General features: G+C 72.9%; 10 protein-coding genes. 3 read left to right on the top strand and 7 right to left on the bottom strand.

Going from position 1 to position 13,214, the window contains the following annotated elements; translation table 11 throughout:
- Window positions 1-107: 107 nt before the first annotated feature.
- The 5 genes from ABZ953_RS11690 to ABZ953_RS11670 all read right to left on the bottom strand — a co-directional run bounded on the left by ABZ953_RS11690 (window position 108) and on the right by ABZ953_RS11670 (window position 6,450).
- Window positions 108-1,172, bottom strand: a complete 1,065-nt coding sequence (locus tag ABZ953_RS11690) for a cell division initiation protein (RefSeq protein WP_361720616.1) — start codon at window positions 1,170-1,172, stop codon at window positions 108-110.
- 111 nt (window positions 1,173-1,283) lie between these two features.
- Complete coding sequence (gene coaD / locus ABZ953_RS11685) at window positions 1,284-1,763, bottom strand: pantetheine-phosphate adenylyltransferase (protein WP_361721010.1); 480 nt, start codon at window positions 1,761-1,763, stop codon at window positions 1,284-1,286.
- Window positions 1,764-1,789: 26 nt separating this feature from the next.
- Window positions 1,790-2,383: a 16S rRNA (guanine(966)-N(2))-methyltransferase RsmD gene (rsmD, locus tag ABZ953_RS11680; protein ID WP_361720613.1), complete on the bottom strand. Its 594-nt coding sequence runs from the start codon at window positions 2,381-2,383 to the stop codon at window positions 1,790-1,792.
- A gap of 70 nt (window positions 2,384-2,453) precedes the next feature.
- The gene (gene recG, locus ABZ953_RS11675; protein ID WP_361720610.1) at window positions 2,454-4,682 is read right to left on the bottom strand and encodes an ATP-dependent DNA helicase RecG; all 2,229 of its coding nucleotides are present in this window, start codon (window positions 4,680-4,682) and stop codon (window positions 2,454-2,456) included.
- Between the two features lie 94 nt (window positions 4,683-4,776).
- On the bottom strand, window positions 4,777-6,450 hold the full coding sequence (locus tag ABZ953_RS11670; RefSeq protein WP_361720607.1) for a DAK2 domain-containing protein: 1,674 nt from the start codon (window positions 6,448-6,450) through the stop codon (window positions 4,777-4,779).
- A gap of 239 nt (window positions 6,451-6,689) precedes the next feature.
- Between ABZ953_RS11670 and rpmB the strand changes: the two genes are divergently transcribed.
- The 3 genes from rpmB to ABZ953_RS11655 all read left to right on the top strand — a co-directional run bounded on the left by rpmB (window position 6,690) and on the right by ABZ953_RS11655 (window position 11,357).
- Window positions 6,690-6,875 carry a 50S ribosomal protein L28 gene (rpmB, locus tag ABZ953_RS11665; RefSeq protein WP_150186427.1) on the top strand — a complete coding sequence of 62 codons (186 nt, stop codon included), beginning with the start codon at window positions 6,690-6,692 and terminating at the stop codon, window positions 6,873-6,875.
- 142 nt (window positions 6,876-7,017) lie between these two features.
- Window positions 7,018-10,074, top strand: coding sequence for a BTAD domain-containing putative transcriptional regulator (locus ABZ953_RS11660; protein WP_361720603.1), 3,057 nt, complete (start codon window positions 7,018-7,020; stop codon window positions 10,072-10,074).
- Window positions 10,075-10,109: 35 nt separating this feature from the next.
- Window positions 10,110-11,357, top strand: a complete 1,248-nt coding sequence (locus ABZ953_RS11655; RefSeq protein ID WP_361720600.1) for an FAD-dependent monooxygenase — start codon at window positions 10,110-10,112, stop codon at window positions 11,355-11,357.
- Here the strand turns inward: ABZ953_RS11655 and thiD are convergent.
- A complete protein-coding gene (gene thiD, locus ABZ953_RS11650; protein WP_361720597.1) occupies window positions 11,330-12,124 on the bottom strand; it encodes a bifunctional hydroxymethylpyrimidine kinase/phosphomethylpyrimidine kinase in 795 nt (264 codons plus the stop codon). The two genes, ABZ953_RS11655 and thiD, sit on opposite strands and share 28 nt — an antisense overlap.
- Window positions 12,121-13,089, bottom strand: coding sequence for a thiamine-phosphate kinase (locus ABZ953_RS11645; protein ID WP_361720594.1), 969 nt, complete (start codon window positions 13,087-13,089; stop codon window positions 12,121-12,123). Before ABZ953_RS11645 ends, thiD begins: the two co-directional genes overlap by 4 nt.
- Window positions 13,090-13,214 lie beyond the last annotated feature (125 nt).

Raw genomic sequence — 13,214 nt, 5'->3', positions numbered from 1 at the left:
GCAGCCTGCGTCGCGGACGCATGCGCGACCGAAGAGCCAGGATACTTGACCATCCGCTTTCGGCCCAATCCGGCCTCACGGCTGCCCCGGGCTCCCCCGACGTGCGCCTAGCGTCCCTGTTCGTACTGGCGGAGCTGCTCGGCGCTGATCATGGTCGTGTCGAAGAGGCTGGTCTCGTCGAGCACCGCCGGCTGCTGGGGCTGGGCCTGGTGCTGCGCCTGCTGCGGCTGGCCCTGGTCGTAGCCCTGCTGCGGGTAGCCGTACTGGTCGTGCTGCTGGTACGCGTACGGATCCTGCTGGCCGTAGGGCTGCTGGTACCCGTACTGGTCCCCGTACTGCTCCTGGGGAGGGTGCTGGTACCCGTAGGGGTCGGGTTGCTGCTGCGGCGGCACGTAGGGCTGCTGCGCGGGGACCTGCGGGGCCTGGGCGGGCTGCTGCGGCAGGGGCTCCGCGGGCGCGGGCCCCGCGAGGTCCGCCAGGTACTCCGCGTCGGTGGTGTGGCCCTGGGCCGCGGCGCCCTCGCCCAGCGCGCCGAGCTCGTCGGCGGGGGCGCGGCCGTGCAGCGTCTGACGGCCGCGGCCGACGGCCTCCAGCGTCTTGGCGAGGACCGCCTCGAAGGCGCCGAGCTTGGCGTCCACGTACGCGTCGGCGTCGCGGCGCAGCGTCTCGGGGTCGTGGCTGCGCTCGGGGGCGTCCTCGTCCTCGTAGCCGTGCTCGTCGAGGCCGGGTCCGGTGCCGAGGAGCTTCTCGCGGCCGCGGCCGACCGAGCCGAGGGTCTTGGTGAGGACGACCTCGAAGTTGGCGAGCTTGCTGTCCACGTAGTCGTCGGCCTCGGCGCGGACGTCCTCCGCGGTTTGGCGGGCCTCAGTGAGAATGCGGTCGGCCTCGCCCTGGGAGTTGCGGGCGACCTCGGTGTCGGAGATCAGGGAGCCGCGCTCGGCGTGCGCGGTCTCGATGATCCGCTCGGCCTCCTGGCGGGCCTGCTCGACCAGCTGCTCGCGGCCGCCGATGAGCTCCTGGGCCTGGGCCAGGGAGCCCGGCAGGGCCTGGCGCACCTCTTCGAGCATCGAGAGCAGATCGGCGCGGTTGACCACGCACGAGGCCGACATGGGCATGGACCGGGCGTTGCCGACCGCCCGGGCGATCTCGTCAATCTTCTTCTGCACGTCCACCGTGTGCTCGCCACTCTCTACAGCTGGTTGGGAGACGGACGGGATGACTGTAAGGCCAGTGGCCGTCCGTCCGACACCGGCTGACGGGCTGTCAGTGGGCCCGCCGAGCGGTCACTTGTCGCCAAGCCGTTCGACGAGAGCCGCGTGGACCGCGGGGGGCAGCAGGTGGGCGACGTCGCCGCCCCAGGCCGCGACCTCCTTGACCAGCGAGGAGGAGAGGAAGCTGTAGGTGGGGTTGGTCGGGACGAAGAGGGTCTCGACGCCCGAGAGGCCGTTGTTCATCTGGGCCATCTGCAGCTCGTAGTCGAAGTCGCTGACCGCGCGCAGACCCTTGACGATGGCCGGGATGTCGCGCTGCTTGCAGAAGTCGACGAGGAGGCCGTGGAAGGCCTCCACCTCGACGTTGCCGAAGTCGGCCGTGACCTGGCGGATCAGCTCGATCCGCTCGTCGATCTCGAACAGGCCCTTCTTCGACTGATTGATCATCACCGCGACGTGCACCACGTCGTACAGCTTGGAGGCGCGGGCGATGATGTCGAGGTGTCCATTGGTGATGGGGTCGAAAGACCCCGGACATACGGCGCGGCGCAACGTGAGTCCCTCGCTCTCCGGTCCGGTCATGGCGCGACGCTTGAGTCGTCGCACGTAGAGGCGGCGCGACCGTACCAAAAGGTCCCTTCGCCGTAGCGACGGGACCTGAGGGACTCGAAGCCCTCCGGCCAGCTGAATTCTCCGCCTCTTGTACTGCGTTCAACGGTGACGAGCGCGTCGGGTGTGAGCCAGCCTTCCGAGCGGAGTGTGAGCAGGATCTCCCGAAGATCGTCGTCGCCGACGGCGTACGGCGGATCGAGGAAGACCAGGTCGTACGGGGTGGTGGGGGCTCCGCCCCGGACGATCTGGGCGGCTTTGCCCGCTCGCACCTCCGCGCCGGGCAGACCGACCGATGTCACGTTCTCCCGGATGGTGCGCGCCGCTCTGGCGTCCGCCTCGACGAGCAGGGTGTGCGCGGCGCCGCGGGAGAGCGCTTCCAGGCCGACGGCGCCGGAGCCCGCGTAGAGATCGAGGACGCGGGTCCCGTCGAGCGTGCCGTGGAGGGCCTGCCAGGTGGAGAAGAGGCCCTCGCGCGCGCGGTCGGACGTGGGGCGGGTGCCGTTGCCCGGCGGGACGGACAGGCGGCGTCCGCCGGCGGTGCCGGCGATCACGCGGGTCATCTGGTTCCTTCTGGCTGGCCGGTATGCGCCACGTTGGTGGGCTGTCTCCACGATATGGCGTACGCGCCGATCAACCCTTGTCGAGGTACCGCTCGCGCTCCGCGTCGAGCAGGGCGTCCAGGGCGGTGCGCAGCGCGGGCAGCCGCTCCAGGTCCGGGTCGTCGGCGACGACGGTGACCGCCTCCTCGCGGGCGGCGGCGATGATCTCCTCGTCCTCGATGACCGCGAGCATGCGCAAGGAGGAGCGGACGCCGGACTGGGCCTGGCCGAGCACGTCGCCCTCGCGGCGCTGCTCCAGGTCGATGCGGGAGAGCTCGAAGCCGTCGAGCGTGGAGGCGACGGCGCCGAGGCGGGCGCGGGCGGGGCTCGCCTCGGGCATGTCGGTGACCAGGAGGCAGAGGCCGGGGGCCGAGCCGCGGCCGACGCGGCCGCGGAGCTGGTGCAGCTGGGAGACGCCGAAGCGGTCCGCGTCCATGATCACCATGGCGGTGGCGTTCGGCACGTTCACCCCGACCTCGATGACCGTCGTCGCCACCAGGACCTGCGTTTCGCCCGCGGCGAAGCGGCGCATCACCGCGTCCTTGTCGTCGGGCTGCATCCTGCCGTGCAGGACCTCGACCTTCAGCCCCTGGAGCGGTCCGTGCGCGAGCTGCTCGGCGACCTCCAGGACGGCGAGCGGGGGCCGCTTCTCGGCGGTGGCCACCTCCTCCGCCTTCTCCTCGGCCGACTTCTTGGTGCCGGACTTGCCGGACTTCTTGGGCTCGTCCTCCTCGTCGCCGATGCGCGGGCAGACCACGTACGCCTGGTGGCCCTTCTCCACCTCTTCGCGCACGCGCTCCCACGCGCGGGCCAGGAAGTGCGGCTTGTCCTGCGCGGGGACGACGTGGCTGGCGATCGGGGAGCGCCCGGCGGGGAGCTGGTCCAGGACCGAGGTCTCCAGGTCGCCGAAGACCGTCATCGCGACCGTGCGCGGAATGGGGGTGGCCGTCATGACCAGGAGGTGCGGGGGCTGCTTGCCCTTGCCGCGCAGGGCGTCGCGCTGCTCGACCCCGAAGCGGTGCTGCTCGTCGACGACCACCAGGCCCAGGTCGTGGAACTGCACCTTGTCCTCGATCAGCGCGTGCGTGCCGATGACGATCCCGGCGTCCCCGGTGACCAGGTCGAGCAGGGCGTGCCGGCGGGCGGCGGCCCCCATGGAGCCGGTGAGCAGCGTGACCTTGGTGGCGTGCTCGGCGCCGCCCAGCATGCCGCCCTCGGCCAGCTCGCCCATCATCTCCACGATGGAGCGGTGGTGCTGCTGGGCGAGGACTTCGGTGGGCGCGAGCATCGCGGCCTGCCCGCCCGCGTCCACGACGGCGAGCATGGCGCGCAGCGCGACCATCGTCTTCCCGGATCCGACCTCGCCCTGCAGGAGCCGGTGCATCGGGTGTTCCGTCGCGAGGTCGTCGAAGATCTCCTTGGAGACCTTCTCCTGGCCCTCGGTGAGGGTGAAGGGCAGCTTGGCGTCGAAGGCGTCGAGGAGGCCGCCGTCCTTGGGGCGGCGGGCCACGGCGGGCAGTTGCGCGTCCGCGTACCGCCGCCGGGCCAGGGCGACTTGGAGGACGAAGGCCTCGTCCCATTTGAGGCGGTCGCGGGCGGCGGCGATGTCCGCCTTCGAGTGCGGCCGGTGGATCTTCAGGAGCGCTTCGGGGAGCGGGACGAGACCGCGGCCGTCGCGGAGGGCGGGCGGCAGCGGGTCCTCGGCCTCCTGGGCACTGGGCAGGACCATGTCGACCGACTTGGCGATCTTCCAGGACTCCAGCTTGGCGGTGGCCGGATAGATCGGCAGGAGGGCACCGGCCCAGGAGCCGACGGCCTCGCCGACCTCGTCGGCCTCGGCGCGCAGCAGTTCGTACGCGGGGTGGGCCAGCTGCATCTTGCGGTTGAAGACCGACACCTTGCCCGCGAACATCGCGCGGGTGCCGGGCAGGAGGTCCTTGTGCGGCTTGTGGATGCCGCGGCCGAAGAAGACGAGCTGGATCTGGCCGCTGCCGTCCGTGATGGTGACTTCGAGGCGCTGGCCTCTGCCGCCGTTGAACTTCAGGATGCGCGCGGTCGCGACCTGGGCGACGACCGTGACGTGCTCGTCCAGCGGGAGGTCGGCGAGGCGGGTGAGCTCGCCGCGCTCGGCGTACCGCCGGGGGTAGTGGTGCAGGAGATCGCCGACCGTGTGCAGGTCGAGGTTCTCGGCCATCACCTTCGCGGTGGCGGGGCCGACCACTTTCTTCAGGGGTTCTTCGAGCGCGGGCACGAGATCCATTGCACACCACGCCACTGACAATCCGCCGTACGTCCCCCTGATCCGTGCCCGCTGTCCGTGCCCGCCCGGCCGGATCCGCCGTGCTCCCGCGGCCCTATTCGACGCCGATCAGCAGGAGCGCCGACTGGCGGCCACCTCGGTAGACGACGGTGTCGACCGCCAAGTACGCCTCGCGCACGTGCTTCTCCAGGTGCTCCCCGACGGTGTCGGGCACGGATTCCCCGAGCACCAGCGTGACCATCTCGCCGCCCGCCGACAGCATCCGGTCGAGGACGGCGGCCGCGGTGCGGGCCACTTCGGAGCCGATCACGGCGACATCGCCGTCGATCAGGCCGAGCACGTCCCCGGCCTGGCAGATGCCCGCCATGGTCCAGGACTGCCGCTCGGCGACGGCCAGTTCGCCGTACCGGGTCGCGCCGGCCGCCGAGGTCATGGCGACGACGTCCTCGTCGAAGCGCCGGTCCGGCGCGTGCACGGCGAGCGCCGCGATGCCCTGGACCGCGGAGCGGGTGGGGATCAGGGCGACCCGCACGCCTTCGGTGCGGGCCTGTTCCGCGGCGGCGGCCGCGGTGTGCCGCAGCTCGGCGTCGTTCGGCAGCAGGACCACCTCGCGGGCGTGGGCCCGCCGGATCGCGTCGACGAGCTCGCCGCTCGCGGGCGGCTCTCCCGCGCGCGCGGGCACCGTGGTCGCCCCGGACTCGGCATACAGCCCGGCGAGGCCCTCTCCGGGCACGACGGCGACGATGGCCCGCTGCGCGCGTTCCCGGGGCGGCTGCGGGGTGGTGTGCGCGTCGCCCACTCCGAAGTGGGTGATCCGGATGCGGTGGGGGCGGCCCGCCTCCACGCCCGCCTCGACGGCCGCGCCCGCGTCGTCGACATGGACGTGGACGTTCCAGAGGCCGTCGCCTCCGACCACGACGAGCGAGTCGCCGAGCCGGTCGAGCCGGGACCGCAGCCGGGCGACGGCGGCGTCGTCGGCCTCCAGGAGGTAGATCACCTCGAAGGCGGGGCCGCCTCCGCCGCCGGGTGGCTCCTCGCACTCGACGTCCTCCACGCGCGCGTGGGAGCCGCTCCCGCCCTTGAGGGCGACGCTCTCGCCGGACAGGGCGCCCACCAGCGCCCCGAGAACCGCCACGAGTCCCCGGCCGCCGGCGTCCACCACCCCGGCCCGGCCGAGCACCGCGAGCTGCCCGGGTGTCGCCTCCAGGGCCGCGCAGGCCCCGTCGTACGCCACTCTGGCCACCGCCCCGCAGTCCCCTTCGGCGCCGCTCACCGCGTCGGCCGCCGCCGTGGCCACCGTCAGGACGGTGCCCTCCACGGGGTGGGCGACCGCCTGGTAGGCGGATTCGGCGGCCTGCCGCAGCGCGCGCTCCAGGATCCGGCCGTCGACGTGATCTCCGTCACCGGCCGGCCCGTCACCGGTCGGCCGGTCGCCGGGCCCGTCCGCCTCGCCCCCGATGACCTGCGCCATCCCCCGCAGCAGCTGCGACAGGATCGTGCCCGAGTTACCCCGGGCACCCAGCAGTGCTCCGTGCGCCATCGCGCGCACCGTCTCGGCGAGGGAGGGGAGGGCGGGATCGTGGCCCGTGAACGCCGCGTCGACCGCCTGGGAGGCGGATTCCACGGTCAGATAGAGGTTCGTCCCGGTGTCACCGTCGGCGACGGGATAGACGTTGATGGCGTCGATCTCCTCGCGGGCCCTGCCGAGGGCGTCCAGGGCCAGTCGGCACCAGGCGCGCACCGCGACCGCGTCGAGGTTCTGCGGCACCTGTTCGCCTCCTTGACCTTCCGGAATGGACGCAGCGTAGACCCGGCGTGAACACCGGGCCCGGGGCGGGGGCCGGGCCGTCCGTGGTAGTTTCGTTCTATCGAAGCAGTCGTTGTATGCTGCTCCGGTTGCCCGATACACATCGGGACATTCCTCCTGGCAACGCCATTCCGATCATTGCACTGATCCCGGCATGCCGGGATTAACCGTAAGTGCATCTGAAGTCTTTGGAGTGACCCGTGGCTGCCAACTGCGACGTCTGCGGCAAGGGGCCGGGCTTCGGCAACAACATCTCGCACTCGCACCGCCGTACGCCCCGTCGCTGGAACCCGAACATCCAGCGTGTGCGTGCCATGGTGAGCGGGACGCCGAAGCGCCTCAACGCTTGCACCTCGTGCATCAAGGCCGGCAAGGTCTCGCGCTGACGTCAGCGCGGCCACCTAGCTGGTTGCTGAAAGAGCCGGTCCCCTTCTGGGGACCGGCTCTTTCGTATGCGCTCACGCGCGTGAGCGCATACGAAAGAGCCGTCCGCCCATGCGCGCGTAGGGGGCTGCCAGAATCTGGCGGATGCGCTTCGGCATCCTCGGCCCCCTGACCGCCCGCTCCCCCGACGGCACCCCCCTGGACCCCGGTGGACCGCGCCCCCGCGCGCTGCTCACCCTGCTGCTCCTCGACGCGGGCCGCACCGTCTCCGTGGCCGGGCTGACCAGCGGGCTCTACGGTGACGAGCCGCCCGCGGGCGCCGCGAACGCGCTGCAGTCCCAGATCTCCCGGCTGCGGCGGCGCCTGGGCCTGGACATCGAGGCCGCCCCCGCCGGCTACCGCCTCGCGGTCTCCCCCGACGACGTCGACCTCCACCGCTTCCAGCGGCTTGCCCGCGAGGGACGCTCAGCCCTCGACTCCGGAGACCACGCTCGGGCCGCGGGCCTCCTGAAGGAGGCGCTCGGTCTGTGGCGCGGGGCCGCCCTCACCGATCTCCCCGAGGCGCGGCCCCTCGTCGCCCGCCTCGACGAGCTGCGCCTGGCCGCCGTGCAGGACCGCGTCGAGGCAGATCTCGCGCTTGGCGGCGGCCCGGAGCTCGTCCCCGAGCTGCGCGAACTGATCGCCGGGCACCCGCTGAGCGAGCGGCTCCGCGGGCAGCTGATGCGGGCGCTGCACGCGGCGGGCCGGTCCGCCGAGGCGCTCACCGTCTACGAGGACGCGCGGCGCACCCTGGCGGAGGAACTGGGCACCGATCCCTCCGCCGACCTTTCGGCGCTCCATCTGGAGTTGCTGCGGGGCCGGGGTCCTGCCCGGCAGCGGGGCGTGCCCGCGCAGCTGACGCGGTTCGTCGGGCGGGCCGACGAGCTCGCGCGGATCGGCGCCCTGCTGGCCGGGTCCCGTCTCGTCACGCTCACCGGTCCCGGCGGGGCGGGCAAGACGCGGCTGGCGGTCGAGGCCGCCCGCGCGCTGCCCGACGTCTGCTACGTGGAGCTGGCGCCGCTCGACGACGGTGCCCGGGTGACGTACGCCATCCTCACCGCGCTCGGGGTGCGGGACAGCTTCCGTACCCAGGGCGGCGACACCACGGAGCGACTGCTGTCCGCGCTGCGCGGGCGTGAGCTGCTGCTCGTCCTGGACAACTGCGAGCACCTGATCGACGACGCGGCACAGGTCACCGGGCTGCTGCTCGGGGCCTGCCCCGGCGTGCGGGTGCTCGCCACGAGCCGGGAGGGCCTCGGGATCACGGGCGAGGTCCTGTGGCCGGTGCCGCCGCTGGCCCCCGGCCCCGCGGCCCGGCTCTTCGCGGACCGGGCGGCGGCGGTGCGGCCCGATCTGGCGGGCCCCCGCGACGCCCACGAGCGGCGGCTGACCGGCGAGATATGCGCGGCCCTCGACGGACTGCCGCTGGCCATCGAGCTGGCCGCCGCCCGGCTGCGCACCCTCACCCTGGACGAGCTCGCCGCCCGCCTCGGCGACCGCTTCCGGCTCCTGTCGCGCGGCGACCGCACGAAGGCGCCCCGGCACCGCACGCTGCACGCGGTCGTGGAGTGGAGCTGGGAGCTGCTCGACGACGAGGAGCGGGAGCTGGCCCGTCGGCTGACCGTGTTCTCCGGAGGGGCCACGTCCGACGCCGTGGAGGCGGTCTGCGGGGTGCCGTATCCGGAGGACCTCCTTGCCTCCCTCGCGGAGAAGTCGTTCCTCGACGTGGCCGACGGGCGCTACGGCATGCTGCAGACCATCCGCGCGTTCTGTGCCAGGGAACTGGCCGACGCGGGTGAACAGGAGCGGCTGCGGGCCGCGCATGCCGGGTACTTCCTGCGCCTCGCCGAGCGGGCCGAGCCGCGGCTGCGCGGCGGTGAGCAGCTCTCCTGGCTGGCCGTGCTCGACGCCGAGCAGAGGGACCTGGACACCGCGCTGCGCCACCTGACCCGCACCGCACCGCACGACGGGCTGCGGCTGATGGCCGCGCTCTCCTGGTTCTGGCGGCTGCGCGGCCGCTACGGAGGGCGGACCGAGCTCGCCGTGGCGCTGCTGGACGCGGTGGGCACACGGCCGCCGGCCGGCCTCTGCGAGGAGTACGTCCTCTGCCTGATCAACTCGGTCGCGGGGGACGGTGACGACCCGGGCGAGCCGGCCCGCCTCGCGCGCGCGGACGGGTTGCTGACGGCTCTGGAGCGCCCGCTGCGGCTGCCGTTCCTGGTGGTGCTCTGGTCGGTCGCGGGCGGTCCCGAGCACGCCATGCGGGACCGGGTGCGGGCCCAGGTCGACGGGGGCGCCTGGGGGGTGGCTCTCCTCGACCTGGGGCAGGGCTTCAAGGAGCTGTTCGCGGGCCGCGCCGCAGCGGCCGAGGCGGCCTTCGCCCGGGGCCTTGCGGGCTTCGGGACGACCGGCGACCGCTGGGGCATGGCCAACTGCCTGGATCCGCTCGGGATGTTCGCCGACTGGCGGGGCGAGCGGGAGCGTGCCCTTGAGCTGCTCGACGAAGGCCTGGAGCACGCAAGGGAGTTGGCCGCGCCCGAGGAGCGGGCCGATCTGCTGCACCGGCGCGCCACTGTCCTGCTGCACCAGGGCGATCTCGGGGAGGCAGCCGCCCATTACACGCACTCCGCCGACCTGGCCCGCGCGATCGGCGCCCCCGACAAGGTGGCGACAGCGCGGCGAGGGCTCGGGGACGTGGCCCGGCTGTCCGGCGACACGGCACGCGCGCGTGCGCACTACGAGGCGGCGCTCGAGACGTGTGCCGCCAACTGGTTCAGCCGCGGGGAGAGCGTGCGGATCCTGATCGGCCTCGGCCGTACCGCGCTGGCCGAGTCCCGCGCGCGGGAGGCCGCCGAACGGTTCGAGGAGGCCCGGTCGCTGGCCCGCGGCGACGACGCGCAGGCTTCGAGCGGCAGTGGCAGTTTTTCGGGCACCGGTGAACTGGCCGAGGTGGCCGAGGCGTTGGCGTCCGTGGCCGCGGGGCCCGAGGAGGCCGCCCGGCTCCTGGGCGCCGCCCACGGTCTGCGCGGGCTCTTGATCGCCTGCGACCCCGATGTCGTACGCGTCGAGGAGGCGGCCCGCGCGCGGCTCTCTCCGAAGGCGTACGACAGGGCCTTCGACGAGGGGCGGAGCCTGCGGTCAGCGGCGGTCAGCAAGCGGTAGGCGGACGGTCAGCGGCCGCCCCGAAGCTTCCCGGCATGACGCATCCTCCCCACGCCAATCCTCCCCACATCACCCACAGCCTCGCCCACCTGAACGTCCTGATCTCCGGCGCGGGCGTCGCGGGACCCGCCCTCGCCCTGTGGCTGACCCGTTACGGAGCCCGCGTCACCGTCCTGGAGAAGGCGCCCGCCCTGCGCGAGGGCGGCTTCGCCGTCGACTTCCGGGGCGACGTGCACCGCACCGTGCTGCGGCGCACGGGCATCTGGGACGAGGTCCACCGCCGCCAGACGCACATGGGCCGTCAGACCATCGTGGCGGCCGACGACAAGGAGCGGGTCGATCTGCCCGCGTTCTTCATGAGCGGCGACGTGGAGATCTTCCGCGGCGAACTCTCCAAGATCCTTCACGAGCGCACCAGGAACGATGTGGAGTACGTCTTCGGAGACTCCCTCGCCACGCTGAGCGAGGACTCCGAAGGCGTCGACGTGACCTTCGACCGCGGTGCTCCCCGCCGCTTCGACCTCGTCGTCGGCGCCGACGGGCTGCACTCGCGCACCCGCCGTCTGGTCTTCGGCGACGAGTCGCGGTACCTGCGCTTCCTGGGCTACTACGTAGCGGGCTTCTCCGTCCCCAACCGCCTCGGACTCGACCGCACCGCGCGCCTCTACAGCGAGCCCGGCCGCACCATGGTGATCAACAACTACGACGGCGACCCCACCAGAGCGGGCGTGGCCCTGGTCTTCGGATCCGAACCGCTCGACCACGAACGGCACGACACCGCGCGGCAGAAGAAGCTCCTCGCGGACCGGTTCGCGGGCATGGCCTGGAAGCACGCCGCCGGAGCCCTGGAAGGCCTGGAGAGCGCCGAGGACCTCTACTTCGACGCCATCGCCCAGATCCACCTCGACCGGCTCTCCCGGGGCCGCGTGGTGCTGCTCGGCGACGCCGGGTACGGCGCCACGATGGGCGGCATCGGGACCGGTACGGCCCTGGTCTCCGCGTACGTCCTGGCCGGTGAACTCGCCGCCGCCCGGGGCGACCACCGGACCGGCTTCGCCGCGTACGAGGCGGCGATCCGCGACTACGCCAAGGGCTGCCAGAAGTCCTCGGACCACGCAGGCCCCTTCCTCGCCCCGCCGACCGCCCGGAAGATCCGCAGCCGCGACCGCGCGTACCGCGCGCTCGGCTCACGCCTGCTGGCAGTCCCCTTCAAGAAGCTGACGGAAAGGGCCCCCGGCAACATCGTGCTCAAGGACTACGCCCGCCCGAACCGCCAGCCGTGATCCACCGGGCCGATTCCGCCGCCGAGCGCGAACCCGGCGGCGATCGCCCCGGTCACGTACTCCTTGGCGGCCGTCACGGCCTCCGGGACACTGCGCCCCTTCGCGAGCTCCGCCGCGATCGCGCTGGCGAGGGTGCAGCCCGTGCCGTGCGTGTGGCGGTTGTCGTGGCGCGGCGCGCGCAGGACGTGCTCTTCGGAGCCGTCGGTGAGCAGGTCCACGGCGTCGCCGCTGAGGTGGCCGCCCTTGATGAGCACCCACTTCGGCCCGTACGCGAGAACGGCCTCAGCGGCGCGCCGCAGGCCGTCCTCCGAATCGACCTCGACGCCGGTGAGTTGGGCCACCTCGTCGAGGTTGGGCGTCGCGACCGTGGCGACGGGCAGCAGCGCGGTGCGTACGGATTCCAGCGCGGACGCCGCGAGCAGCGAGTCGCCGTGCTTGGAGACGCCGACCGGGTCGACGACCGCGGGGGCGTCCGTACCGGCGAGCAATGCGGCGACCGCCTCGACCAGTTCCGCGGACGCGAGCATGCCGGTCTTCACGGCCTGTACGCCGATGTCGTCGACGACGCTGCGGTACTGCGCCCGCACCGCCTCGACGGGGAGCTCCCAGAAGCCCTGCACGCCCAGGGAGTTCTGCGCGGTGACGGCCGTGATGACGCTCATGCCGTGCGTCCCGTGGGCGAGCATCGTCTTCAGGTCGGCCTGGATCCCGGCGCCGCCACCGGAGTCGGACCCGGCAACGGTGAGAACGCGTGGCGGCGCGGTCACTCGGCTTCTCCGTTGTCCCCGAAGTGGTCCCAGCCCTTGCTGGTCCACGGCGCGCCGTCGACGGTCACCTGGGGCAGCGCCGAGGGGTTGAGGACCTCGCCGATGACCTTCCAGCGGGCGGGCAGCTTCACGTCCTGCGGGAAGGTCGCCACGATGGCGTGGTCCTCGCCGCCGTTGAGCACCCACTGCAGCGGGTCGACGCCGACGGCCTGCCCGATGTCGTTCATCTGCGAGGGCACGTCGACGTCTCCGGAGCGGATGTCGATGCGCACCTTGCTGGACTCGGCGATGTGCCCGAGGTCGGCGATCAGGCCGTCGCTGACGTCCGTCATGGAGGTCGCGCCGAGGCCCGCGGCCGCGGGGCCCGCGTGGTACGGCGGCTCGGGCCTGCGGTGGGCCTCCACGAAGGCGCGCGGCGAGCGGAAGCCGCGGGAGAGCACCGCGTGCCCGGCGGCGGACCAGCCGAGCCAGCCCGTCACGGCGACGACGTCGCCGGGCTGGGCGCCCGCGCGCGTGACGGGCTCGTGGTTGCGCAGGTCGCCGAGGGCGGTGATCGCGACGGTGATGGTGTCGCCGCGCACGACGTCGCCGCCCACGACGGCGGCGCCCGCGACCTGGCACTCGTCCCTGAGGCCGTCCATCAGCTCGGTGGGCCAGCTCGCGGGGAGCTCGGCGGGCACGACCAGGCCGAGCAGCAGCGCGGTCGGCACGGCTCCCATGGCCGCGATGTCGGCGAGGTTCTGTGCGGCGGCCTTGCGGCCCACGTCGTACGCGGTGGACCAGTCGCGGCGGAAGTGCCGCCCCTCCAGGAGGATGTCGGTGCTCGCCACGACCCTGCGGTCCGGGGCGGACACGACCGCCGCGTCGTCACCGGGGCCGAGCCGTACGGCCGGCGTGGAGGTGAGCCGCGAAGTGAGCTCTCTGATGAGCCCGAACTCCCCCAACTCGCCCACGGATCCCTTCACCGAGTCTCACCATGCCCTTTCAAGCCGAACGGCCCCCGGTCGCGAGCCGTGCCTGTCGTCGGTACGGTCGAGGTGACCGTCAACTTCTGTTGTCCGTCCACCACGCTGTGCGCGCCACAGGCCAC

The organism is Streptomyces sp. NPDC046465 (assembly GCF_040646035.1).
Classification (GTDB): Bacteria; Actinomycetota; Actinomycetes; order Streptomycetales; family Streptomycetaceae; genus Streptomyces.
This window is presented reverse-complemented; position numbering and strand designations above follow the sequence as displayed.